General features: G+C 41.1%; 24 protein-coding genes and 1 riboswitch. Of the genes, 18 read left to right on the forward strand and 6 right to left on the reverse strand.

The genetic code is table 11. The features are described from left to right. Positions 1 to 35: 35 nt before the first annotated feature. The gene (locus O3620_RS10635; protein ID WP_002899531.1) at positions 36 to 1658 is read right to left on the reverse strand and encodes an ATP-binding cassette domain-containing protein; all 1623 of its coding nucleotides are present in this window, start codon (positions 1656 to 1658) and stop codon (positions 36 to 38) included. Positions 1659 to 1948: 290 nt separating this feature from the next. Between O3620_RS10635 and trpS the strand changes: the two genes are divergently transcribed. Together trpS and guaB are read left to right on the forward strand one after the other, a co-directional pair. After that, complete coding sequence (trpS, locus tag O3620_RS10640; protein WP_002908355.1) at positions 1949 to 2974, forward strand: tryptophan--tRNA ligase; 1026 nt, start codon at positions 1949 to 1951, stop codon at positions 2972 to 2974. 205 nt (positions 2975 to 3179) lie between these two features. Continuing rightward, positions 3180 to 4661, forward strand: coding sequence for an IMP dehydrogenase (gene guaB, locus O3620_RS10645; protein ID WP_032908038.1), 1482 nt, complete (start codon positions 3180 to 3182; stop codon positions 4659 to 4661). Between the two features lie 181 nt (positions 4662 to 4842). Here guaB and recF read toward each other — a convergent pair whose 3' ends face one another. Together recF and yaaA are read right to left on the reverse strand one after the other, a co-directional pair. After that, entirely contained in the window at positions 4843 to 5937 is a 1095-nt protein-coding gene (gene recF / locus O3620_RS10650; protein ID WP_002908353.1) for a DNA replication/repair protein RecF, read from the reverse strand. Between the two features lie 2 nt (positions 5938 to 5939). After that, positions 5940 to 6338, reverse strand: a complete 399-nt coding sequence (gene yaaA / locus O3620_RS10655; protein WP_002920027.1) for a S4 domain-containing protein YaaA — start codon at positions 6336 to 6338, stop codon at positions 5940 to 5942. A gap of 187 nt (positions 6339 to 6525) precedes the next feature. On the opposite strand from yaaA, the gene yfmF reads away from it, so the two are divergent. From yfmF to O3620_RS10695, 8 genes are all read left to right on the forward strand, one after another. Then, on the forward strand, positions 6526 to 7773 hold the full coding sequence (gene yfmF / locus O3620_RS10660) for an EF-P 5-aminopentanol modification-associated protein YfmF (protein ID WP_317627793.1): 1248 nt from the start codon (positions 6526 to 6528) through the stop codon (positions 7771 to 7773). Further along, positions 7773 to 9068, forward strand: a complete 1296-nt coding sequence (gene yfmH, locus O3620_RS10665; protein ID WP_371601722.1) for an EF-P 5-aminopentanol modification-associated protein YfmH — start codon at positions 7773 to 7775, stop codon at positions 9066 to 9068. The genes yfmF and yfmH overlap by 1 nt, the downstream gene beginning before the upstream one ends. Positions 9069 to 9101: 33 nt before the next feature. Then, a complete protein-coding gene (rodZ, locus tag O3620_RS10670) occupies positions 9102 to 9956 on the forward strand; it encodes a cytoskeleton protein RodZ (protein WP_002920025.1) in 855 nt (284 codons plus the stop codon). 16 nt (positions 9957 to 9972) lie between these two features. Further along, the gene (pgsA, locus tag O3620_RS10675; RefSeq protein ID WP_002894267.1) at positions 9973 to 10512 is read left to right on the forward strand and encodes a CDP-diacylglycerol--glycerol-3-phosphate 3-phosphatidyltransferase; all 540 of its coding nucleotides are present in this window, start codon (positions 9973 to 9975) and stop codon (positions 10510 to 10512) included. Position 10513: 1 nt separating this feature from the next. Continuing rightward, a complete protein-coding gene (locus O3620_RS10680; protein WP_002920024.1) occupies positions 10514 to 11350 on the forward strand; it encodes an energy-coupling factor ABC transporter ATP-binding protein in 837 nt (278 codons plus the stop codon). Continuing rightward, the gene (locus tag O3620_RS10685; protein ID WP_002920021.1) at positions 11326 to 12165 is read left to right on the forward strand and encodes an energy-coupling factor ABC transporter ATP-binding protein; all 840 of its coding nucleotides are present in this window, start codon (positions 11326 to 11328) and stop codon (positions 12163 to 12165) included. The genes O3620_RS10680 and O3620_RS10685 overlap by 25 nt, the downstream gene beginning before the upstream one ends. After that, positions 12158 to 12952: an energy-coupling factor transporter transmembrane protein EcfT gene (locus tag O3620_RS10690; protein WP_002920019.1), complete on the forward strand. Its 795-nt coding sequence runs from the start codon at positions 12158 to 12160 to the stop codon at positions 12950 to 12952. Before O3620_RS10685 ends, O3620_RS10690 begins: the two co-directional genes overlap by 8 nt. Positions 12953 to 13162: 210 nt before the next feature. Beyond that, positions 13163 to 13753: a LysM peptidoglycan-binding domain-containing protein gene (locus O3620_RS10695; protein WP_002894257.1), complete on the forward strand. Its 591-nt coding sequence runs from the start codon at positions 13163 to 13165 to the stop codon at positions 13751 to 13753. 134 nt (positions 13754 to 13887) lie between these two features. Here the strand turns inward: O3620_RS10695 and O3620_RS10700 are convergent, their stop codons facing one another. The 3 genes from O3620_RS10700 to sdaAB are packed head-to-tail and all read right to left on the reverse strand — an operon-like array spanning position 13888 to position 16139. Then, a complete protein-coding gene (locus O3620_RS10700) occupies positions 13888 to 14535 on the reverse strand; it encodes an HAD family hydrolase (RefSeq protein WP_002920018.1) in 648 nt (215 codons plus the stop codon). A 51-nt stretch (positions 14536 to 14586) separates the two neighbouring features. Next, complete coding sequence (gene sdaAA / locus O3620_RS10705) at positions 14587 to 15459, reverse strand: L-serine ammonia-lyase, iron-sulfur-dependent, subunit alpha (RefSeq protein WP_002920017.1); 873 nt, start codon at positions 15457 to 15459, stop codon at positions 14587 to 14589. Positions 15460 to 15467: 8 nt separating this feature from the next. After that, positions 15468 to 16139 (reverse strand): L-serine ammonia-lyase, iron-sulfur-dependent subunit beta, encoded by a 672-nt coding sequence (sdaAB, locus tag O3620_RS10710; protein WP_002920016.1) that lies wholly within the window; start codon positions 16137 to 16139, stop codon positions 15468 to 15470. Positions 16140 to 16437: 298 nt separating this feature from the next. Between sdaAB and mnmA the strand changes: the two genes are divergently transcribed. The 8 genes from mnmA to O3620_RS10750 all read left to right on the forward strand — a co-directional run bounded on the left by mnmA (position 16438) and on the right by O3620_RS10750 (position 25669). Next, positions 16438 to 17559 carry a tRNA 2-thiouridine(34) synthase MnmA gene (gene mnmA / locus O3620_RS10715; RefSeq protein WP_002920014.1) on the forward strand — a complete coding sequence of 374 codons (1122 nt, stop codon included), beginning with the start codon at positions 16438 to 16440 and terminating at the stop codon, positions 17557 to 17559. 137 nt (positions 17560 to 17696) lie between these two features. Continuing rightward, complete coding sequence (gene mnmG / locus O3620_RS10720; RefSeq protein ID WP_032913126.1) at positions 17697 to 19604, forward strand: tRNA uridine-5-carboxymethylaminomethyl(34) synthesis enzyme MnmG; 1908 nt, start codon at positions 17697 to 17699, stop codon at positions 19602 to 19604. Between the two features lie 157 nt (positions 19605 to 19761). Continuing rightward, positions 19762 to 21783: a DHH family phosphoesterase gene (locus O3620_RS10725; RefSeq protein ID WP_002910955.1), complete on the forward strand. Its 2022-nt coding sequence runs from the start codon at positions 19762 to 19764 to the stop codon at positions 21781 to 21783. Continuing rightward, a complete protein-coding gene (gene rplI / locus O3620_RS10730; protein WP_002894242.1) occupies positions 21780 to 22232 on the forward strand; it encodes a 50S ribosomal protein L9 in 453 nt (150 codons plus the stop codon). The genes O3620_RS10725 and rplI overlap by 4 nt, the downstream gene beginning before the upstream one ends. Positions 22233 to 22258: 26 nt before the next feature. Next, positions 22259 to 23614 (forward strand): replicative DNA helicase, encoded by a 1356-nt coding sequence (gene dnaB, locus O3620_RS10735; protein ID WP_002894241.1) that lies wholly within the window; start codon positions 22259 to 22261, stop codon positions 23612 to 23614. A 2-nt stretch (positions 23615 to 23616) separates the two neighbouring features. Continuing rightward, the gene (locus O3620_RS10740; protein WP_002894239.1) at positions 23617 to 23892 is read left to right on the forward strand and encodes a Veg family protein; all 276 of its coding nucleotides are present in this window, start codon (positions 23617 to 23619) and stop codon (positions 23890 to 23892) included. Positions 23893 to 23988: 96 nt separating this feature from the next. After that, a complete protein-coding gene (locus tag O3620_RS10745; RefSeq protein ID WP_061603037.1) occupies positions 23989 to 24612 on the forward strand; it encodes an HAD family phosphatase in 624 nt (207 codons plus the stop codon). Positions 24613 to 24696: 84 nt separating this feature from the next. Further along, a riboswitch (TPP riboswitch) is annotated at positions 24697 to 24798 on the forward strand. A 91-nt stretch (positions 24799 to 24889) separates the two neighbouring features. Further along, positions 24890 to 25669: an ABC transporter permease gene (locus O3620_RS10750; protein WP_002920006.1), complete on the forward strand. Its 780-nt coding sequence runs from the start codon at positions 24890 to 24892 to the stop codon at positions 25667 to 25669. Positions 25670 to 25703 lie beyond the last annotated feature (34 nt).

The following is a 25703-nucleotide window of genomic DNA, read 5'->3' on the forward strand; positions in this document are numbered from 1 at the left end:
TCTGTAAAGCTTTGTAAACGTAAATTGACAAGAGATTAATCTTTCCAAAGTTCTTTGACTTTTGCCTGAACTTCTTGATTTTCCAAGAATTCATCATAGGTTTCGTCAATGCGGTCAATCACACCATTTTTAGACAGGACAATGATATGGTTGGCCAAGGTTTGAATAAATTCATGGTCGTGACTGGCAAAAATAATGGATCCTTTGAAGTTTTTCAAGCCATCATTTAAGCTGGAGATTGATTCCAAATCTAAGTGATTGGTTGGATCGTCCAAGACTAAAACGTTGGATTTAAGCAACATCAGCTTAGATAGCATAACCCGAACTTTTTCTCCTCCTGACAAGACATTGACAGACTTGTTAACCTCATCTCCAGAAAAAAGCATGCGTCCAAGGAAACCTCGGAGGAAGGTGTTGTCATCCTCTTCTTTGCTAGCAAATTGACGCAGCCAGTCAAGGATTGATTCACCACTAGCGAAGTCACGAGAATTATCTTTTGGTAGGTAAGATTGACTGGTTGTGACACCCCACTTGACAGTTCCTTCATACTCAATATCACCCATTAAAGCACGAATTAAAGCTGTTGTTTGGATGTCATTTTGACCAATCAAAGCTGTTTTATCGCCAGGACGTAAAATGAAGTTAATATTATCAAGAATAGTTTCTCCGTCTATCTTGACAGAAAGGTTTTCCACTGTCAAGAGATCATTACCGATCTCACGTTCTGCTTTGAAGCTGATAAATGGGTATTTACGGCTAGATGGAACAATTTCTTCTAACTCAATCTTGTCAAGCATCTTTTTACGAGAAGTTGCTTGTTTTGATTTTGAAGCATTGGCAGAAAAACGAGCAACAAATTCTTGAAGTTGCTTGATTTTTTCTTCTGCTTTGGCATTTCGGTCAGCGAGCAGCTTAGCCGCTAGTTCACTTGATTCTTTCCAGAAATCATAGTTTCCGACATAGAGCTTGATTTTTCCAAAGTCAAGGTCGGCCATATGAGTGCAGACTTTATTCAAAAAGTGGCGGTCGTGGGATACAACAATAACTGTATTGTCAAAATCGATAAGAAAGTCTTCCAGCCAAGTAATAGACTGAATATCCAAACCGTTAGTTGGCTCGTCCAGAAGTAAGACATCAGGTTTACCAAAAAGGGCTTTGGCTAAGAGTACTTTAACCTTGTCTCCGTTAGAGAGCTCGCTCATATTTTGGTAGTGAAGATCTTCCGGAATATTGAGATTTTGCAATAATTGTGAGGCTTCACTTTCAGCTTCCCAACCACCTAGTTCAGCAAACTCTCCCTCAAGCTCGGCCGCACGTACACCGTCTTCATCAGAAAAATCAGGCTTCATATAAATAGCATCTTTTTCTTTCATGATGTTGTAGAGATGCTCATTTCCCATAATTACAACATCAATAGCCCGTTCTTCTTCATAGTCAAAGTGGTTCTGGCGGAGGACTGAAAGACGTTCATTTGGTCCTAGAGAAATGTGGCCTGTTGTTGGCTCGATATCACCAGCTAAAATTTTTAAAAAGGTTGATTTTCCAGCGCCGTTAGCTCCAATCAATCCATAAGTATTTCCTTCTGTAAATTTGATGTTGACTTCATCAAACAATTTTCGGTCACTGAAACGCAGTGATACATCTGATACTGTAAGCAATGTCTTTCTCCTATATATATAATCTTCTTCATTTTACTAGAAAACAGAACTTTTTTCAAATAATTCTGAGATAAAAAGAAAAAATCAAAGCAGAAAGAAAAAAGGAGAATAGAATGAACTAAGACTTTTAGGTTTTACAGCTAGAATAGTTTGTCAATTAAGTTTACAAATGTTGTAAAGGCTTGTCAATAAAATTGTAAAAACTGGATTTTTTGCTTTTTTCTAGAAACTTCTTTCTCATTTTCATTGAAAATGATATAATGAACTCATTATAAATTGAGGAGTAATAAATGACTAAACCAATTATTTTAACAGGAGATCGTCCGACAGGAAAATTGCATATTGGTCATTATGTAGGAAGTTTACGGAACCGCGTGCTTTTGCAGGATCAAGGTAAATATGAGATGTTCGTATTTTTGGCTGATCAGCAAGCTTTGACAGATCATGCAAAGGACCCCCAAACAATTGTTGAGTCCATTGGTAATGTAGCTTTAGATTATCTAGCGGCTGGATTGGATCCTGAAAAGGTGACTATTTTTATTCAAAGTCAGATTCCTGAGTTGGCAGAGTTGTCAATGTATTACATGAATTTGGTGTCATTGGCTCGTCTTGAGCGTAATCCTACTGTCAAGACTGAGATTGCGCAAAAAGGATTTGGTGAAAGTTTGCCGACTGGGTTTTTAGTTTATCCTATTTCTCAGGCAGCAGATATCACTGCTTTTAAAGCTAATTATGTACCAGTAGGACATGATCAAAAGCCTATGATTGAGCAGACTCGGGAGATTGTTCGTTCTTTTAACAACGCTTACCAGACAGATGTTTTGGTAGAACCGGAAGGAATTTATCCTGAAAATGAAGCAGCTGGACGTTTGCCTGGTTTGGATGGCAATGCTAAGATGTCTAAATCTCTCAATAACGGTATTTATCTGGCAGATGATATGGATATTCTGCAAAAGAAAGTTATGAGCATGTATACAGATCCTAATCATATCAGAGTGGAAGATCCTGGAAAAGTTGAGGGAAATATGGTCTTTCATTATCTGGATGTTTTTGGCCGCCCCGAAGATGCTGCTGATATTGCTGCAATGAAAGAGCATTATCAAAGAGGTGGTCTGGGAGATGTCAAAACCAAACGCTATCTGTTAGAAATTTTAGAGCGAGAGTTAGGTCCGATTCGTGAGCGTCGTGTGGAGTTTGCTAAAGACATGGGACAGGTCTATCAGATGCTGCAAGAAGGATGCGATAAGGCACGTCAGACTGCCGGTCAGACTCTTTCGGAAGTGAAGTCTGCGATGGGGATTAATTATTTTAAATAACGAATATTATTGATTATGAATCACAAAAACTATCGTTTTTAGTTTAAAAAATGATGGTTTTTATTTTTTGTATAATAATGATTGACAATTTCCTATAGAATGGTATGATATTAACAACAAAAAAACCAGCTCTTATTCAAAGAAATCTGAACTTCAATTTTCTTTGGGTATTAGTTCAAATAAGAAGGAAAAGAGGAAACTGTGGATGTCTAACTGGGACACTAAATTTTTAAAAAAAGGTTTTACCTTTGATGATGTGCTGCTGATTCCAGCTGAGAGCCATGTACTGCCCAACGATGCTGATTTGAGTACCAAGCTTGCTGAGAATTTGACCTTGAATATCCCAATCATTACTGCCGCTATGGACACTGTTACAGAGAGTCAGATGGCTATCGCTATTGCCCGTGCTGGCGGTCTTGGAGTTATCCACAAAAATATGTCTATTGAGCAACAGGCCGATGAAGTTCGAAAGGTTAAACGTTCTGAGAATGGCGTTATTATTGATCCTTTTTTCCTAACGCCAGAGCATACGATTGCTGAAGCAGATGAGCTAATGGGACGTTACCGCATCAGTGGTGTTCCTGTTGTAGAAACTCTTGAAAATCGTAAGTTAGTAGGGATTCTAACTAATCGTGATTTGCGTTTTATTTCTGACTATGACCAACCTATTTCTCGCCATATGACCAGTGAGAATCTTGTAACGGCGCCTGTTGGAACAGATTTGGGAACTGCAGAGCGTATTTTGCAAGAACACCGGATTGAAAAGTTGCCTTTGGTTGATGATAAGGGCTGCCTTTCAGGTTTGATTACCATTAAAGATATTGAAAAGGTTATTGAGTTTCCAAATGCTGCTAAAGATGAATTTGGTCGTCTTTTGGTCGCTGGTGCTGTCGGTGTTACTTCAGATACTTTTGAACGTGCAGAAGCTCTCTTTGAAGCGGGTGCAGATGCGATTGTTATTGATACTGCTCATGGACACTCAGCTGGGGTTTTGCGCAAGATTGCTGAGATTCGTGCTCATTTCCCTGATCGCACCTTGATTGCTGGAAATATTGCAACTGCTGAGGGTGCGCGTGCACTTTTTGATGCAGGTGTGGATGTTGTTAAGGTCGGAATTGGCCCAGGTTCTATCTGTACAACCCGTGTCATTGCTGGTGTTGGTGTTCCTCAAGTAACGGCTATTTATGATGCGGCTGCTGTGGCACGTGAATATGGAAAAACCATCATTGCTGATGGTGGAATTAAGTATTCTGGAGATATTGTCAAGGCTTTGGCTGCAGGCGGAAATGCTGTTATGTTAGGTTCAATGTTTGCAGGAACAGACGAAGCGCCAGGCGAGACGGAAATCTTCCAAGGTCGGAAATTTAAGACTTATCGTGGTATGGGCTCTATTGCCGCTATGAAGAAGGGCTCTAGTGACCGTTACTTCCAAGGGTCTGTTAATGAAGCTAATAAGCTAGTTCCAGAAGGAATTGAAGGCCGTGTGGCTTACAAGGGAGCTGCTGCAGATATTGTCTTCCAGATGCTGGGTGGTATCCGCTCTGGAATGGGCTATGTTGGTGCTGCAAATCTGCAAGAACTTCACGATAATGCTCAGTTTATTGAGATGAGTGGTGCTGGATTAAAGGAAAGTCACCCTCATGATGTGCAAATTACAAATGAAGCCCCTAACTATTCAGTTCAATAAAAAAATGAAACGAGGTCGGGAATTTTTCCTAACCTCGTTTTAAATTTACGATTTAAATTGACATATGTTTACAATTTAAAAGACTATAAAAGCTGTTCTAATAACAATTCGATATAATTCGTTTACACTATAAGCAATATTTTGTAAATGAAATTTACAAAAACGTAAAGTTTGTGTAATGCTAGGATTGAGATACAATTTGTCCTTGCTGGATGGTGAAAATTTTTATATCTTGTGGAAGATTTTTTAAATGTTCTAAAGTTGTTGTAGTAATGAAAGTTTGAATATTCTGAGAGATAGTTTCTAATAATTTTAGTTGACGGTTATTGTCAAGTTCGCTCATTACATCGTCAAGCAACAAAATAGGTGTTTCCTTTGTAATGCTTTCTATTAACTTGATTTCGGCTAGTTTCAGTGATAAAACAAGACTGCGATGCTGACCTTGGCTACCAAAGTTGGCATCCATCTGGTTGATAAAAAAAGCAATATCGTCACGTTGAGGACCAACACCTGTATTTTTTTTGAATAGATCACGTTTACGGCTGCTTATTAAGGAAGAGCGGTAAGTTTCTTCTAAATTGTCAATTTTTTGTAAAGGAATAGATGACAGATACTTGACAGTCAACTTTTCCAGATTCTGAGAAATGTCCCAGTGCTTGTCCTGAGCAAAGCTTTCTAATTTTTGCAAAAAATCTAACCGATGCCTGATTACACGACAGCCGTAGTCAACCAGTTGCTCATCAAGGACAGTCAAGAAGGTTTCATCAACTTTGTCATTAGCTTTCAGATAGGCATTGCGTTGTTTAAGGACATGATTATAATTGGATAAATCCGATAGATAGACAGGCTTAATTTGTCCAAGCTCAATGTCTATAAATTTACGGCGTAGACTGGGAGAACCTTTAATCAGCTGTAAATCCTCAGGAGCAAAAAGAACAACATTCATAGTTCCAATATAGTCTGATAATTTACTTTGTTTCAAGTGATTGACTTTTGTGATGCGACCTTTTGGTGTCAAGTTAATGTCAAGGGGAACTTTACCAGTCTTTTTTTCTAAGAGGCCAGAGACAAGGAGGTCATTTTCTGTAAAATGAATCAGATCCTTATCTGAGCGTGTGCGGTGGCTTCTTGTCAAGGCTAGGAAATAAACAGCTTCTAAAATATTGGTTTTACCTTGTGCGTTCTGGCCTAGAAAGACATTTAAGCCAGGATGGAAGTCAATATCAGCTTCCTGATAATTTCGGAAATGCTTGATTTTTAATGATTGTAGCCACATGATTAGATACCAGGGAAGCGAACAGGGCTTTTAGTAGTTTTCTGCTTTTTAGGTAGCCCTGTATTCTTACGCTTTTCTTTTTTAGAAGTCTGAGATTTTTTTAAATCCTTATTCATGGCTTTGACAAGTTCAGCAACTCGTTTTTTTTCTGCGATTTCTTTCTGGTGTTGCAGAATTTCTTCTTGACTAGGAGCTGTCAGATTAATTTCGATTCCTTGCTCGGGAAGGGAGACGATATCATTGACACGGAGTTTTTTTCCCCGACGGTTTTCTGGCTCACCGTTAAAAAGAACTGGATATTCACTTAGAAATGTTTTAATTGCTCCGCCGCTTTGGATAATTCCTGTTTCTTTTAAAAGGGCTTGTAGCGTGATGTAGTCATCAAATAATTTGTATTCCATATTTCACCTCAACCCTGTCATTATACCATATTTGTTAGTAAAAAGTGCTGAGGTGCTTTGGATAAAATCGGAAATTTTCTCCTGTTATCAGAAAACGTTTTAATCAGCAAAAAGCTTGGTAGAACAAACAAATCAGAGGCATTTCATGATATAATAGTAGTCTATATTATTCAGTATGAGGGGCGTCATGGAAATCACTAAAGGAGTTCGTCTCCATTTTATTCAATCAGAAAAATTTAAAACAAACAAAATTAGGGTTCGTTTTTCAGCGCCTATGTCCAAAGAAACAGTAGCTGGTCGGGTTTTAACAGCCAGTATGCTAGAAACTGTCAATGCGGTTTATCCTACTTCGCAGGCCTTCAGGGAACGTTTGGCCAATTTGTATGGAGCTGATTATTCTACGAGTCTTTCAAGGAGAGGATTGGTCCATTATTTAGATATCAATCTTTCTTTTGTGCGGGATAAATTTTTGAGTCGCAAGAATGTCCTGACAGATGCCATGCTTGATTTTTTGAAAGCCAGCTTGTTTTCTCCATTGGTAAGTCAGGACGCTTTTGATGAATCTGCTTTTGAAATTGAGAAGAAAAATATCTTGAATGATTTGGAAGCTGAAATTGAGAATCATTTTTATCATGCTCATCGAGAATTAGATAAACTCTTTTATGAAGTCGAGGAAATGCAGATGCCTCGTGTTGGGACGATTGAATTAATCCAGAAAGAGACCGCTACAAGTAGTTTTGCTGCTTTTCAGCAGATGCTTCAGGAAAATCAGATTGACTTTTTCTTTATTGGGGACTTTAATGAAGTTGCTGTTCGGGAGAAAATTCAATCTTTCAATTTTGCACCTCGCCAGCAAGAACTTCAGTTAGTTTATCAGCAAGAATATTCCAATGTTTTGCGAGAAGGACTGGAGCAGAAGGACGTGCATCAGTCAATTATTGAGTTAGGTTATCACTTCCCTATTCAGTACGGAGAGAGTGAGCACCTGCCTTTGGTCGTTTTAAATGCTTTGCTAGGTGGTTTTGCCCATTCGAAATTATTTGTCAATCTTCGTGAAAGGGAAGGGCTGGCTTATACAATTTCTAGCAATTTTGATATTTTTTCAGGAATGATGCGGATTTACGCTGGTATTGACCGCAGCAATCGGACCAGAACAGTTGCTTTAATCAACCGACAGATTCTTGATTTGAAGCGTGGGAATTTTAGTCAGGAAGAACTGAATCAAACCAAGAAAATGCTGAGAAATTCGGTATTGTTAGCTCAGGATCGACAGAATACAATCTTAGAGAGAGCTTATATGGCTTCTGTTTTAGGGAACAAATTCTTATCTCTTGAAGCTTGGCTGAAAGCTTTGGAACAGGTTCGTAAGGATGATATTATCAAGGCAGCTGGTCTCTTAAAATTACAAGCTATTTACTTTATGGAAGGAAAATAATGCAGGGAGAAGTGCTAGAAAAAATCAATTATTCAGCAGTAGGAGAAACTGTCTATCAGACAGTATTAGCAAACGGTTTGCGTGTTTTTCTTCTACCTAAAAATGATTTTAATGAAACTTATGGGATTATCTCAACTAATTTTGGTTCAGTGGATACAGGGATTGTTTCACGTGAAACCAAGCAGGTCACTCAATATCCGGCTGGAATAGCTCATTTTTTGGAACATAAGCTTTTTGAAGGCCCGCAGGGAAAGGATTTGCTGCTGGAATTTACTAAGTTAGGGGCTGAGAGCAATGCCTTTACAAGCTTTACTCGGACCAGCTATCTGTTTTCTGCAACAGATAACATTTCAGAAAATCTACAGCTTTTGCAAGAACTTGTGCATCGGGCTGATTTCACAAAAGAATCCATTTTGCGGGAACAGGATATTATCGGCCAAGAAATTGAAATGTATCAGGATAATCCGGATTATCATCTCTTTTTTGGAGCCTTGGCCAATCTCTATCCTCAAACACCTCTGGCAGAAGACATTGCAGGAACGAAAGAGTCCATCTCTGAGATTACCGTCGAAAATTTGAAGGAAAATTTCAGTAACTTTTATCATCCTTCTAATATGACTTTGTTTGTAATTGGTAATTTTGATTTGGAACAGATAGCTGCAGAGATTGCAGAACAGCAGGAAAAACTAGTTTTTGCTGGGAGTTCGGAACCGATTGAAAAAATTCCTGTTAGCCTTCACCCAGTTGTGTCAACGGATACCTACCGAATGGAGGTGGCTAGTCCAAAACTGGCAGTTGGGATTCGAGGTACGGACTTTGTTGATGAATCGGAGTTGTATCGCTATAAAATCACTTTGAAACTCCTATTTGCCATGATGTTTGGCTGGACTTCCAAGCGTTTCCAGTCCCTCTATGAAAGTGGGAAAATGGATAATTCTTTAACGCTGGAAGTGGAAGTAGAAAAAGATTTTCACTTTGTCATGCTGACGATGGACACTCAGGAGCCGGTGGGACTTTCTCATCAATTTCGCTCAGCCATCAAGAATTTTGATAAGGATCCAGATGTGACAGAAGAGCATTTGGATACGATTAAAAGTGAGATGTTTGGTGATTTTCTGCATGGTTTAAACTCGCTTGAGTATATTGCAACCCAATATGAACCGCATTTGACGGCTGAGAATCTGTTTGATTTGCCGAAAATTTTACAGGACATCAGCTTGAATGATGTGATAAAACTAGGTCATCGATTTATCGATCAGTGTGATATGACAGATTTTACTATTTTTTCAAAATAATTCCAGAATCGTTTTTAAAATTTTGTTAAAATAGTGAAGAATAGAAATAAGGGAAAAGTACGTATGAGAAAAAAAACGATAGGAGAAGTGTTGAAGCTTGCCCGGACCAATCAAGGGCTTAGCTTAGAGGAATTGTCAAAAAAGACAGATATCCAGCAGGATTTGCTGGAAGCGCTGGAACGAAATGACTATGATTTGCTTCCTAGTCCTTTCTATGCCCGCAGCTTCTTGCGGAAATATGCTTGGGCTGTAGATTTGGATGAATCTATTATTCTGGAGGCTTACGAAGCTGGTGAGATGATTGTCTTTGATGAAGTGGCACTGGCAGCAGATGAGGAATTCAGGAGTAGAAAAAATAAAAATAAAAGCTCTTTTCTGCCCTTGTTCTATTTTCTCTTATTGGCTTCAGCTATTGCTGCTTTCGTAGCTTACTATATCTGGAGCTATGCTCATACTAATTCGGTAAGTTTCAAAGCATCTGACAATAATTATAGTCTGGTGTCTTCTACAAGTACTAACAGTCAGATGAGTTCCTTTTCTTCGGCTGATTCTAAGTCAGTTTCTTCCTCAGCTGGGCAATTGACAGTTAGTGGAAGCGGAGATAATTTGACTGCTGAGTACAGCGGAGCAAGTCAGCCTGTCAAAGTGACCGTTTCTGTGGAGCAAACGACCAATTTGGTAAGCATAAGCGATTCAGAACTAGCCGAAGGCATCACCTTATCTCCTGAAAAATCAAGCCAGACGGTTGCTCTTGAGCCAGGCAATAAGTATCTTATAACGTTAGCACCTGTTAAAGGAGCAACTGTGACGATAGAGGGAAAAAAACTAGATACTTCGGCTTTGACTAGCGATAGTGGAACCATTAGTTTGAACATTACGAAAGGATAAAAACGAAGGGAATCCCATGAAAAAAGAAAATATTCCAAATGCCTTAACTCTTGTCAGGATTGCTTTAATCCCTGTATTTGTTGTGATTTTAACATTCGGTCATTCTTCCATCATGCATATTTTGGCAGCTTTTATCTTTGCTTTTGCTAGTATAACTGATTATCTAGATGGTTATTTGGCTCGAAAGTGGGAAGTGGTAACAAACTTTGGTAAATTTGCTGATCCCATGGCTGATAAGCTTTTAGTGATGTCTGCTTTTATCATGTTGATCGAGATGAAAATGGCTCCTGCCTGGGTTGTGGCTATTATTATTTGCCGGGAATTGGCAGTAACAGGTCTACGCTTGCTTTTAGTGGAAACAGGCGGTACAGTCTTAGCGGCTGCTATGCCAGGTAAAATCAAGACCTTCACGCAGATGTTTGCTATTATTTTTCTACTGATTCATTGGACTCTCTTAGGGCAAGTCCTTCTGTATATCGCTTTAATCTTTACGATTTATTCTGGATATGACTACTTCAAGGGAAGTGCCTATCTCTTTAAAGATACCTTTAAATAATATGGAAAATATCATCGAAGTAAGAAATCTTAAGTACAAATACGATAGTGAGTCTGAGAATTACACTTTAAACGATGTCTCCTTTCAGGTAAAAAAAGGGGAATGGCTGTCTATTGTCGGTCATAATGGCAGTGGAAAATCAACCACAGTTCGTTTGATTGACGGTCTTTTAGAAGCGGAAAGCGGAGATATTATTATCTCAGGCGATAAGCTGACAGCTGAAAACGTTTGGGAAAAGCGTCGACAGATTGGCATGGTATTCCAAAATCCAGATAATCAGTTTGTCGGTGCAACTGTAGAAGACGATGTAGCCTTTGGTTTGGAAAATCAAGGGCTGGACTATGATCTGATGGTAGAGCGAGTCCAGCAGGCATTAGAGTTTGTCGGCATGCAGGATTTTAAGGAGCGTGAACCAGCTCGTCTTTCTGGAGGCCAGAAACAGCGGGTAGCTGTTGCAGGTGTGGTAGCTCTGAGACCGGATATTATTATTTTGGATGAAGCAACCAGCATGCTAGATCCAGAGGGACGTTTGGATCTTATCCAGACCGTGAAAAAAATTAAAGATAGTAATCAACTGACCGTCATTTCTATCACTCATGACCTGGATGAAATAGCCTTAAGCGACCGTGTTTTGGTCATGAAAGAGGGTCAGGTTGAATCTACCGCTACCCCGAGAGAACTTTTTTCTCGAGAAGATTTGGAAGAGCTAGGATTGGATCAGCCATTTGTTAATCAGGTAAAGACGACTTTGCGTCAGTCAGGGCTTCCTCTGCCAGACTCTTACTTAACAGAAAAAGAATTGAAGGATCAACTATGGGCATTACTCTCAAAAATGTAAGTTATACTTATCAAGCTGGCACCCCTTTTGAGGGACCAGCGCTTTTTGGGGTGGATTTGGAGATAAAATCCGGCAGCTATACCGCTCTTATCGGCCATACAGGCAGCGGTAAGTCAACCATTCTCCAGCTTTTAAATGGCTTGCTGGTTCCCAATCAGGGCAGTGTTGAAGTAGGCAGTACAGTCATCACAGCTGATTCCGTCAATAAAGACATTAAACAGGTACGCAAGAAGGTCGGTCTGGTCTTTCAATTTCCAGAAAGTCAAGTTTTTGATGAAACAGTTTTGAAAGATGTGGCTTTTGGTCCTCAGAATTTTGGTGTTTCTAAGGAAGAAGCGGAAGCTTTGGCGCGTGAAAAGCTGCACTTAGTCGGAATTTCTGAGGATTTGTTCAATCGCAGTCCTTTCGAACTTTCTGGTGGCCAGATGCGTAGGGTGGCCATAGCAGGTATACTGGCTATGGAGCCTGATATCTTGGTTTTGGACGAGCCGACAGCAGGACTTGATCCATCTGGTCGAAAAGAACTGATGAGGCTCTTTGAAGAGCTGCATCGTGCCGGTATGACCATTGTTTTGGTAACACACCTAATGGATGATGTAGCCAACTTTGCTGATACAGTCTATGTTTTAGATAAGGGCAGAGTAGTCAAGAGCGGCCAGCCTGCTCAGGTCTTTCAGGATTTGGATTTTATGGAGAGTATTCAATTGGGCGTTCCCAAGATTACAAAATTTGCTCACGAATTGGTGGAGAAAGGGATGACTTTCTCGCATTATCCTATTACAATTGAAGAATTCAAGGAGATCTTGCATGGATAAGTTGATTTTAGGTCGCTATATTCCCGGAAATTCAATTATTCATCGTTTGGATCCGCGGAGCAAGTTGCTGGCGATGTTTCTTTTTATTCTATTAATTTTCTGGGCTAATAATCTTGTGACCAATCTGCTGTTGTTTGTTTTCGTTTTTAGTTTGGTCTTGCTGTCCAAGGTTCCTTTGAAGTTCTTTTTAAAGGGTATCCAGTCCATGGTTTTTATCATAGCTTTTACCACCTTGTTTCAGCTGTTTTTGACCTCGGGAGGGGCCACAATCTTTCGATTCGCTTTTATCAGAATTACAGAAGCAGGACTGTCACAGGCTGGTATTATTTTTAGTCGCTTTATTCTGATTATTTTCTTTTCTACTCTTCTGACTCTGACAACGACGCCCTTAAGCTTGTCCGATGCGGTTGAGTCTTTGCTGAAACCTCTGAAGGTTTTCAAGGTGCCAGCACATGAGATTGGCCTGATGCTCTCTATGAGCCTGCGCTTCGTTCCAACGTTGATGGATGATACTACTCGGATTATGAACGCCCAGAGAGCGCGTGGTGTTGACTTTGGCGAGGGAAAGCTTGTTCAAAAGGTTAAATCTATTATTCCCATTCTAATCCCTTTGTTTGCTTCTAGTTTTAAAAGGGCAGATGCTCTAGCTATTGCCATGGAAGCACGTGGCTATAATGGAGGTGAAGGTCGGACACGTTTTCGCCGATTAGCATGGAAAAGAAATGACAGCTTGGCTATTATTAGCTTACTTATATTAGGTATTCTACTTTATATATTGAAAAACTGACCTGCTGTTTAAAGTGTTTTTAGAGAATAGTATAAGTTAAACTTGTCTATTTTTTACTTGGTCAAAGAAAATATTTGGCAAAAAAGCTCTAAAAGTCTGTTTTTAACGTCTAAACTAAATGTTCTTGTAACGTTTGACTTGGTAATGTAACTTTTTGGTAATATTTTATGTGTAAGATAGTATTATCACCGAAAGGAGAATTACTTTTTAATGAACAAAAAAACAGCAAAATGGACTTTAACAGGTGCAGTCGCTGCAGCGGCTTTCTTGGTTTCAGGTATTGCAAATGCTGAGACCTATACAGTTGAAGCCGGTGATACTTTATCAGCTATTGCTAACGAAAAAAATACAACTCTTGAGAAATTAGTAGAGTTAAACAAGATTGCAGATCCAAATCACATCCGTGTTGGTCAAATCTTGGAACTTGGAAATAGTGCCAAAACGTCTGAAACAAGCGTAGCAGCAACTGCAACTCCCGTAAATAATTATGCAGCACCTGCAGCAACAGCTAATTCAGCAGCAACTTCAGGAGGCCTTGTACTTAGCAATGGTAATACCGCTGGTGCAACTGGTTCTTATGCAGCATCACGTATGGCAGAAATGACAGGTGTTCCTGCATCAACTTGGGAAGCTATTATTGCCCGTGAATCAAATGGTCAAGTAGATGCTTACAACCCTTCAGGTGCTAGTGGCCTTTTCCAAACGATGCCAGGTTGGGGATCAACAGCTACTGTTGATGATCAAATTCAATCAGCCTATAGCGCCTATAGTGCTCAAGGACTTTCAGCTTGGGGTTACTAAGATAAAAATAAGAAAACCACAGAAACTCTGTGGTTTTTTGGTTTACAAAAAATTGACAATTTATAAGCAGAAAATGATAGTTTAGATAAAGATTTAAAGGTTACAAACTTATCTGGATTGACAGGTGTGTAAAGTTATGAAAAGTGTTCATTCAATATTTTTAAAATGAGATTGGGAGAATCAGCTAGTAAATCTGCTCCATTTTCTAGTAACTCTTTTTGACTGCCAAAGCCCCAAAGGACTCCTAGAGTTGAGATTCCTACTTCTTTACCGCCAATTATATCAAACTTTGTATCGCCTATAATTATGGTTTCTTCTGGATTTGCATCTAGTTTTTGCAATGCTCGACGCAGAACATCTGCTTTATGGAATGAATCCGGCAGTGAGCCAAAAATATCATCAAATTGGTCAAAGATAGCTAGATTTGCTAATAAATCTTGTGCTGTGGGTTGATTTTTACTCGTTGTTACATAAATCTGATAGCCGGCTTCTTTTAACTGTTTCAGCAATTCTGGTATCCCTTCATAGAGGCGAACGCCCCAGATACCTTTTTCCTTATAGAAGCTACGATAATAGTTAATCGCTTCTGGGACTTGGCTTTCTTCAAGAACGGAGGCGAAGCTTACTTCCAGAGGCGGCCCCATAAAACTTTTGATAATACTTTCTTCAGGGCACTCTTTTCCAAGTTGTTTAAAGCTGTATTCAAAGGATTTTTGGATGCCCTTTGAACTGTCAACTAAAGTTCCATCCAAATCAAAGAAGATATATTTCAAATGGCTCATATTGTCTCCTTGTTTACTATCTAGTAAATCTACTTGACAAATTTGTCAAAGTTATTCTCCAAAGATTTCTTTTGAAAGTCTGCGTCCTGTAGGTGTTGTAGCTAGACCGCCTTCAGCTGTTTCTCTGAAAGCAGTAGGCAAGCTTGACCCAACTTGATACATGGCGTCAATGACTTCGTCAACAGGAATTTTAGATTCGATTCCCGCAAGAGCCATATCAGCTGCAATAAAGGCGTAGCTGGCTCCCATGGCATTTCGTTTGACACAAGGCACCTCCACTAGACCAGCTACTGGATCACAAATCAAGCCCAGCATGTTTTTAATGACAAAACAAATAGCTTGACTGGCTTGAAAAGGTGAACCTCCAGCAGCTAGAACTAAAGCAGCTGCACTCATAGCAGAAGCGGAGCCAACCTCAGCTTGACAGCCACCTTCAGCTCCCGAAATTGAGGCGTTATTAGCAATGACTAGGCCAAAAGCGCCTGCAGCTAATAGAAAGTATAGCTGTTCTTCTTCTGAGAGGCCTAATTTTTCAATGGCTGATGTAAGGACAGCAGGCAGACAGCCAGCGCTACCAGCTGTTGGTGTAGCACAAACCAAGCCCATTTTAGCATTGTGTTCATTTACAGCAATAGCATTTTTTGCAGCAGTCAGCACAGTGTGGTCTGATAAAGCCTTTCCTGTCTGGATATAATGGTCAAGTTTTGCCGCGTCTCCACCAGTCAATCCGCTTCGAGACTTGCTCTCATCGAGTCCAAGAAGGACAGAGGCTTTCATGACTTCCAGATTGCGATGCATCAACCGCAGGACTTCATCTCTTTCACGACCAGTCAATTCATACTCGGTAGCAATCATTAATTCAGCAACATTTCCTTGGTAATCTAAATCAGCTTGCTCTACCAATTCTTTGATGGAATAAAACATATTTTCTCCTATTTAAAGAAATTCACATTATGCAGATGAGGAATATTACGGATTTCGTCAATGGCTTCCTCACAGCTGCGGCTGTCAACTTCAATAATCATAATCGCTTTTTCCCCAGCTTTCTCACGAGTGACATTCATCTGAGCTATATTGATATTGTAGCGTGACAGAGCTTCGGTGACATGGGCAATCATACCTGGGACATCCTGGTGGACAATAATGATGGTTGGAGTATTCATACTCAGAGATACTGAAAAGCCATTCAACTCTGTTACTTGAATGTTGCCGCCACCAATAGAGACTCCAGTCACACTGATTGTTTTATGGTCATTTTTGATTGTAATCTTTGTCGTATTTGGGTGAGGAGCATTGCTATCTTTTTGAATGGTCCAGACAATCTTGATGCCGCGTTTATAGGCAATTTCAAGGCTGTTAGGAATCTCTGGATCATCTGTATCCATACCTAAAATCCCTGCTACAAGAGCCAAGTCAGTTCCGTGACCTCGGTAAGTTTTGGCGAAAGAGTTAAAGAGCTGGAACTCTACCTCTGTTGGCTCATCGTTAAAAATAGAGGAGACAATTTTTCCAATACGGACGGCACCTGCCGTATGGCTGCTTGATGGACCTATCATCACAGGTCCGATAATATCAAAAACAGATTGAAATCTTAGTGAAGTCATGATTTCTCCTTGCAGCTTATTTATTATTTTCATTATAACAAAGTTAAGGGCTTTCTGCTGATTTTTTGAATGAATTAAAAGTGGATATTATAAAAGTTTGTTAGAGAAGAAAGTAAACGAGAAAATCAATAACTTTACAACGTTGTAAATATTCTTTACAGTTGATAATTCTAGCTGAATTTCTGATTTGTTTTCCTAGTCCTTTCATGCTATAATAGGGCTTGCTCAAGCGACCTTCAATCGTTGAAAGCACAGCACGACCTTCAATCGTGAAATAACGAAAAGATGGGAGAACACAATGAGTGATAACTCTAAGATTCGTGTCGTTGTTGGTATGAGCGGAGGTGTTGATTCATCAGTAACTGCCTTGCTCTTGAAAGAGCAAGGTTACGATGTAATTGGCATCTTCATGAAAAACTGGGACGACACAGATGAATTTGGTGTCTGCACAGCCACAGAAGACTACAAGGATGTAGCTGCTGTTGCAGATCAGATTGGCATTCCTTACTACTCTGTCAACTTTGAGAAAGAGTACTGGGATCGCGTTTTTGAATACTTCTTGGCGGAATACCGAGCTGGTAGGACTCCAAATCCAGATGTCATGTGTAACAAGGAAATCAAATTTAAAGCCTTTCTTGACTATGCCTTGACACTGGGTGCAGATTACGTTGCAACGGGTCACTATGCTCAGGTGAAGAGAGACCAAGATGGCTTGGTTCACATGCTGCGTGGCAAGGACAACAATAAGGATCAGACTTACTTCCTAAGCCAACTATCACAGGAACAACTGCAAAAGACTATGTTTCCTCTGGGTCATTTAGAAAAACCAGAAGTTCGAGCAATTGCTGAAAGAGCTGGTTTAGCTACAGCTAAGAAAAAAGACTCGACAGGTATTTGCTTCATTGGTGAGAAGAATTTTAAAGAATTTCTGAGTCAATATTTACCAGCCCAGCCGGGTCGCATGATGACCTTGGAAGGCCGAGATATGGGCCAGCATGCTGGCTTGATGTATTATACTATTGGCCAGCGAGGTGGTCTTGGAATTGGTGGTCAGCACGGGGGAGATAATGAGCCTTGGTTTGTGGTTGGAAAAGATCTCAGCCAAAATATTCTTTATGTCGGTCAGGGCTTTTACCATGACAATTTGATGTCAACCAGCCTTGACGCTAGTCAGGTTCATTTCACAAAAGAAATGCCAGAAGAATTTACTATGGAATGTACAGCTAAGTTCCGTTATCGTCAGCCAGATTCCAAGGTGACAGTTACTGTAAAGGGTGACAAGGCAGCTGTCAACTTCGATCAACCACAAAGGGCTATAACTCCAGGCCAAGCAGTCGTCTTCTATGATGGCGATGAGTGCTTAGGTGGTGGCTTGATTGACAGAGCTTATAAGAATGGTCAAGTCTTACAGTACGTTTAGATTGACAATCTAGCTCAATCTGCTACAATAAGATAAGCAATACCTATGATGGTCAAAGCTCATGGATGTTGCAGGCTTTTTTGTCCTGCACTTCTAGAGACTTGGCCTTTTTTGGTGAAAAAATGAAGGAAAAAGAAATGTCACACAATTTTACTGAAAGTTATGATATTATCGTGATTGGAGCAGGGCATGCTGGGGTTGAGGCATCGCTGGCTGCTAGTCGAATGGGTTGTAAGGTTCTTTTGGCAACCATCAATATTGAGATGCTGGCTTTCATGCCCTGTAATCCCTCTATTGGAGGATCTGCAAAAGGCATTGTCGTTCGTGAAGTAGATGCTTTGGGCGGAGAGATGGCCAAGAATATTGACAAGAGCTATATCCAGATGAAAATGCTCAATACAGGCAAAGGACCTGCTGTTCGAGCTCTTCGGGCGCAGGCGGATAAAGAACTTTATTCCAAAGAAATGCGGAAGACTGTTGAAAATCAAGAAAATCTGACTCTACGGCAAACCATGATTAATGAAATCTTGGTAGAAGATGGTAAGGTCATTGGGGTTAAGACAGCGACCCATCAGGAGTATGCGGCTAAAGCCGTCATTGTTACGACTGGAACAGCCTTGCGGGGAGAAATTATCATTGGTGATCTCAAGTATTCATCTGGCCCTAATCACAGTCTAGCAGCCATTCCTTTAGCTGATAATCTGCGTGATCTAGGTTTTGAAATTGGTCGTTTTAAGACAGGAACGCCACCGCGTGTCAAGGCATCATCTATCAATTATGATGTGACTGAAATTCAGCCAGGTGATGAAAAGGCCAATCATTTCTCTTACACTTCTCGTGATGAGGACTATGTGAAAGATCAAGTGCCTTGCTGGTTGACTTATACCAATGCGGAAAGTCACGAAATTATCCAAAATAACCTGCACCGGGCTCCTATGTTTTCAGGTATCGTTAAGGGTGTGGGCCCTCGCTATTGCCCGTCAATCGAGGATAAGATTGTCCGTTTTGCGGATAAGGAACGCCACCAGCTTTTCTTAGAACCTGAGGGTCGTGATACAGAAGAAGTTTATGTGCAGGGGCTGTCAACCAGTCTGCCAGAAGATGTACAAAAGGACTTGGTTCACTCTATCAAAGGTTTAGAAAATGCTGAGATGATGCGGACAGGCTATGCCATTGAGTACGATATGATTATGCCCCACCAGTTGCGGGCAACCTTGGAAACCAAGAAAATTTCTGGGCTCTTTACAGCAGGTCAGACCAATGGAACTTCTGGTTATGAAGAAGCTGCGGGTCAAGGGATTATTGCTGGGATTAATGCGGCCTTGAAGATCCAAGGGAAGCCGGAGTTAATCTTGAAGCGCAGTGATGGTTACATTGGAGTCATGATTGATGATTTAGTGACCAAGGGGACCGTTGAACCTTATCGCCTCTTGACTAGCCGAGCTGAGTACCGTTTGATTCTCCGTCATGACAATGCTGATATACGTTTGACAGAGATGGGACGGGAAATTGGTCTTGTAGATGATGAGCGCTGGGCTCGTTTCGAGATTAAAAAGAATCAGTTTGATAATGAGATGAAGCGTTTGGAATCTATCAAACTAAAGCCTATTAAGGAAACAAACGCTAAGGTAGAAGCGCTAGGCTTTAAGCCTCTGACAGATGCAGTAACTGCCAAAGAATTTATGCGACGTCCGGAAGTGTCTTACAAAGATGCGGTTCAGTTCATTGGTCCGGCTGCAGAGGAGCTTGATGAGAAGATTATCGAGCTGATTGAGACAGAGATTAAGTACGAAGGCTATATTTCTAAAGCTCTCGATCAGGTTGAAAAGATGAAGCGTATGGAAGAGAAGCGGATTCCAGCTAATATTGACTGGGATGATATTGATTCGATTGCGACAGAAGCACGACAGAAGTTCAAGAAAATCAATCCAGAAACAATTGGTCAGGCTAGTCGTATTTCTGGTGTCAATCCAGCAGATATTTCTATTTTGATGGTTTACCTAGAAGGCAAATCTAGAAGTATTTCTAAAAATCAAGCGAAGTAACTCTTGTAAAAGGCTGAGTTTCCTTTGGGAAGCAGCCTTTTTGTGTAAATTTACAAGGGCTTGACAAGATTGTAAACTTTGAAGGATTATTTTTCGCTTCCTTTACCATTGTTAAATGCTTTGATTATTGGGAGAAATTCGCTTTTTTCTAGGATTTATGGTAAAATGGCGTAATAAGAGGTCTATGATGAAAAAATTTCGTTTTGCCCCAATTCACTTGGCGATGGCGGGTCTAATTTCCTTTATAATCTTAGCCATCTGTCTGAGGCTTTTTGGTGATAGTTTGGCCATGCTAGCTGCTCTCATGCTTGTGCTGGCTCTTTTGATTGTGCTTTTTATCCAGCAACAGAGAGTATCCGAGCTAGATGAGATTGAGCAGATTCATTATGTCAATCATCAAGCAGAAGGAAGCCTCGCTTCCTTGCTGGATAAGATGCCAGTTGGTGTCATTAAAATAAGTGAAGATAATGGTGATGTAGAGTGGTTTAATCCCTATGCAGAACTGATTTTTACAACCGAAGATGGTGATTTTGATGCAGATATGCTCAAGAATATCATGAAGGCTGCTTATTCAGACTCTGGTCATTATGCTACGGTTGGAGACAAGAAATATTCGGTTTACTTGGACCGTGCATCAAGTGTGTTTTATTTTTTTGATGCATCCAATGAATACGAAGCTACTGTTGGTTTGGTAACAACGCGCCCGGTGATTGGGATTATCTCGGTGGATAATTATGATGATTTAGAAGATGTCGTTTCAGACACGGATATCAGTCATATCAATAGCTTTGTGGCCAACTTCGTAGCAGAATTTTCTGAGCAGTTTCACATGTTTTACCGTCGGGTTGGCATGGATCGGTTCTATCTTTTTACCGATTACACAGTGCTGGAACAGCTGATGGAAAATAAATTTTCTATCATTGATCAATTCCGGACGGAAGCTAAAAATCGAGAGCTGTCGCTGACACTCAGTATGGGCTTTTCTTATGGCGATGGCAATCATGATGAAATCGGTCGGGTTGCCCTGCTTAACCTCAACTTGGCTGAAGTTCGTGGCGGGGACCAGGCTGTCGTCAAAGAAAATAATGACAACATGAACCCAATCTTCTTTGGTGGAGGAACGGCGTCAGCTGTTAAGCGCACGCGCACCCGTACTCGGGCTATGATGACTGCGATCTCTGATAAGATTAAGAGTGTGGATCAGGTCTTTATAGTCGGACATAAAAATCTGGATATGGATGCCTTGGGTTCTTCTCTTGGTATGCAACTCTTTGCTAGTAATATCATTGAAAAAGCTTATGTGGTCTATGATCCGTCCCAGATGGCTTCTGACATTGAGCGGTCCATTACAAAGCTCCAGCAGGAAGGGGCTGACTATCTGGTGCCGCTTTCTGAAGCAGTAAATATGGTGACCAATCGTTCGCTTTTGATTATGGTTGACCACTCCAAGATATCTCTGACTCTGTCTAAGGATTTCTTTGATCAATTCAGTCAGATTATCGTAGTGGACCACCATCGTCGTGATGAAGACTTTCCGGAAAATGCTGTGATTGCCTATATCGAAAGTGGGGCTAGCAGTGCCAGTGAGTTGGTAACGGAGCTGATTCAGTTCCAGAATTCTAAAAAGAACCGTCTCAGCAAGATGCAAGCCAGCATTCTCATGGCAGGTATCATGCTTGACACCAAAGGATTTTCATCTCGAGTCACTAGTCGGACTTTTGATGTGGCCAGCTATCTACGAACTCGGGGCAGTGACAGTGTTGTGATTCAGGATATTTCTGCTACGAATTTTGAGGAATATCGTGCGATTAATGAGCTGATTTTAAACGGCAAGAAGATTTTGCCTAATGTCATTGTAGCAGCTGGTCCAGAAGAGAACACTTATGATACAGTTGTCATCAGTAAGGCAGCTGATACCATGCTCTCTATGTCAGGAATTGAAGCAACTTTTGTCGTGAGCAAGAATACCAAAGGTTATGTGTCTATTTCGGCTCGCAGTCGTAGCAAGATCAATGTTCAGCGAATTATGGAAAAGCTGGGCGGTGGCGGCCATTTCAATCTGGCTGCAGCTCAAATTGAAGGTAAAACAGTTTCTGAGGTCCTTCAGTCGCTGAATCAAGAAATTATGGACCAAGTCATTAAAGAGGAAGTAATAATAGACGAGGAGAAAAAAGGATGAAAGTAATTTTTTTAGCAGATGTAAAAGGCAAGGGCAAAAAAGGCGAAATTAAGGAAATGCCGACTGGCTATGCTCAAAATTTTCTGATTAAGAAAAACTTAGCCAAGGAAGCAACAGCGCAGGCTATCGGTGAACTGCGCGGTAAGCAAAAGTCCGAAGAAAAAGCCCACGCAGAACTAGTGGCAGAAGCTCAGGCTATTAAGGCTAAGTTAGCAGAAGAAGCTACTCTTGTTGAATTTACTGAAAAAGTTGGTCCGGACGGCCGCACCTTTGGCTCTATTACCAGCAAGAAAATAGCAGAAGAGTTACAGAAGCAGTTTGGCATAAAAATTGACAAACGTCATATCAAGGTGGACTCACCGATTCGCTCCATTGGTCTGATAGATGTTCCAGTGAAGATTTATCAGGATATAACTGGGGTGATTCGTTTGCGAGTTAAAGAAGGATAATAGTGATTTGAAGGAAGGATTTACCGATGGCAGAGATTGATGAACTCCGAGCTCAGCCTCAGGATATTTTAGCGGAGCAGTCCGTCTTAGGAGCCATTTTCATTGATGAGAGCAAACTGGTCTTTGTTCGCGAGTATATCGAGCCTGCTGACTTCTTTAAGTATGCCAATCGCTTGATTTTCAAAGCTATGATTGACTTGGCTGACCGCGGCGATGCCATTGATGCAACGACTGTTCGTAACATTTTGGACAGCCAGGGCGACTTGCAGAATATCGGCGGTCTCAGCTACTTAGTGGAAGTGGTCAATTCTGTGCCAACATCTGCCAATGCTGAATACTATGCTAAAATCGTTGCAGAAAAGGCCATTCTAAGGCGGCTGATTTCGCGTCTGACAGAGTCTATCAATCAAGCCTACGATGGTGACCGTCTGTCAGAGGAAATTATCGCCGGAGCTGAAAAAGCCCTAATTGATGTCAGCGAAACAGCCAACCGCAGTGGCTTTAAAAATATCCGTGATGTGCTGAATCTTAACTTTGGCAATCTGGAGGCTCGGTCTCTGCAGACATCAGATATTACCGGGATTGCGACCGGCTATCGTGAGCTGGATAAGATGACGACTGGTCTGCATGAGGAAGAGTTAATCATTCTGGCGGCTCGGCCAGCGGTCGGAAAGACGGCCTTTGCCCTTAATATTGCTCAGAATATCGGAACCAAGCTGGATAAGACTGTAGCCATTTTCTCTCTGGAAATGGGGGCGGAGAGCTTAGTGGACCGGATGCTGGCTTCAGAAGGGGTGATTAATTCTCACTCTATTCGTACGGGGCAACTGACAGATGAAGAGTGGCAAAAATATACCATTGCGACAGCTAATCTGGCTAATGCTAGTATTTATATCGATGATACACCAGGGATTCGGATTACAGAGATTCGCTCGCGGGCTCGAAAACTGGCCCAGGAAACGGGCAATCTAGGTCTGGTCTTGATTGACTATCTGCAGTTGATCACAGGAACGGGTCGTGAAAATCGCCAGCAAGAAGTTTCGGAAATTTCCCGTCAGTTGAAAATCTTGGCGAAGGAGCTCAAGGTACCGGTCATTGCGCTGAGTCAGCTCTCACGTGGCGTGGAACAGCGGCAGGATAAGAGACCAGTGCTGTCTGATATTCGGGAATCAGGTTCCATTGAGCAGGATGCGGATATCGTTGCCTTTCTTTACCGGGATGATTATTATGATCGAGCTGGTGAGGAGGAAGAAGGCATTCCCAACAACAAGGTTGAAGTCATTATCGAGAAAAACCGGAGTGGAGCGCGTGGTACAGTAGAGTTAATTTTCCAGAAAGAGTATAATAAATTCTCAAGTATTTCCAAAAGAGAGGACGAATAAAGATGAGTGATGCATTTACAGATGTGGCAAAAATGAAAAAAATCAAAGAAGATATCAAGGCGCATGAAGGACAAATCGTTGAGATGACGCTGGAAAACGGTCGTAAGCGCCAAAAAAGCAAGCAAGGCCGTCTGATTGAAGTTTATCCGTCTTTGTTTATCGTGGAATATTCCAATGAAGGCGGTCAGCCAGGGGAAATCTCCAATACCTATGTGGAGTCTTATACTTATTCTGACATTTTGACAGAAAAGAACCTCATCCGTTATTTTGATGAATAGAAAGGTCCAGTGGGTCTTTTTACTTATATTTGAAGCAATTCCTCAGTCAGATCAACGTATATAGAGGTTAATAAGCAAAGAAAACAGGTGGTCATCATGATTAAACATTTGGTTTTTGATTTGGGCAATGTCTTGATTGAATGGAATTCTGAGAAAATCTTGACATATTTTGAACCTGAGAAAGAGCAGCGGCAGGTCCTTAGGCAGGTCATTTTTGAGTCGGGTGTCTGGCATCAGACGGACAAGGGAGAGCTGAGTTTGAAAGAAGCCTGTGAGGAAGTCCTGGCTCAGTTGGACGTTTCCTATCATTCCGCCATTAAGAATATCTTTTATCATTGGTATGAGGTTGTGCATGTTTACAGTGATTTACAGGAAAGGATTCGGCTATGGGCTGACCAGGGCTATCGAATCTATATCTTGTCAACCACTTGTGAGATTTTTTATCATATTGAAAAAGCTGGTTTGTTGCCCATTTACCCACTGCTGTCAGGCTATATCCTTTCCTCAGAGGTCGGTGTTGTCAAGCCGGAAGCAGAGATTTACCAAAAGCTGTTGAAAAAGTATGGTTTGAATCCAGTAGAATCCGTCTTCATTGATGATATTCAGGCTAACTTAGATACGGCAGCTGAACTGGGCTTTGAAACCATCTTATCCACAAGTGAGACTGAGAATATCAGGGCTATGGAGACTTTGCTGGCTTTGAAAGGGAAGTTTGGCTGATTGATGATAGTTTGCTTTACTTATAGTTGAAAGGGAGTGAGCCCAAGCTCCAACCTTGACATTTGCTGATGATTGCGCTATTATAGTCCTATATATGGGAGTCTGTGTACAGTCTGAGAGGAAGTGTAAGCTTCGACCGCACCTGATCTGGGTAATGCCAGCGTAGGAAACATACCGAAAAACAGTGGTATTTGTGCGCCTTTTCCATATACGGAAAAGGCCTTTTCTTTTATCATCTTTATCGAATGGTGATATCTTGAAGAATTGCAGCGCTAAAATGCAGGAAGGGAGGAAAAGCATTCTAATGAAAGCACTACAAAGGCTGATGCGGCAGCAAATTGGTCTCTTAGGTATGCTGGGTGTACTTGTCATCTGGCAGGTCATGGGCTGGCTCAAGCTCTTGCCCAAGTTTATCCTGCCGACGCCTCTGGAAATCGGTCAGGCCTTTATCAGAGATGCTGGATTTCTAGCGAGTCATAGCTGGGCGACCTTAAAAGTAGCCTTGCTGGGTTTAGTCTTGGGCGTCTTCTTGGCCTGTATACTAGCTATACTCATGGACAGCATGAGCTGGCTCAATGATCTAATCTACCCCATGATGGTCGTGGTGCAGACGATTCCGACTATTGCTTTGGCGCCAATCTTGGTTCTCTGGCTGGGATATGGGATTTTGCCCAAGATTGTGCTGATTATTCTGACGACGACTTTTCCAATTATCGTCAGTATTCTGGATGGTTTTCGGCATTGTGACAGAGACACCTTGACTCTCTTTGAGCTTATGCAGGCCAATCGCTGGCAGATTCTCTGGCATTTTAAGATTCCAGCCAGTCTGCCCTATTTCTATGCGGGCTTGCGTGTCAGTGTTTCCTATGCCTTTATCACGACTGTGGTTTCCGAATGGCTGGGCGGTTTTGAAGGGCTGGGTGTTTATATGATTCAGTCCAAGAAACTTTTCCAATATGATACCATGTTTGCTATTATCATATTGGTTTCGGTTATCAGTCTTCTGGGGATGAAGCTGGTGGCTGTCAGTGAAAAATATGTCATCAAGTGGAAATAGGAGCTCAGCTCTGCTATTTCCCAAATAAAGAAAA

The sequence above is a fragment of the Streptococcus sp. 27098_8_134 genome, from assembly GCF_041431675.1.
Classification (GTDB): Bacteria; Bacillota; Bacilli; order Lactobacillales; family Streptococcaceae; genus Streptococcus; species Streptococcus sanguinis_R.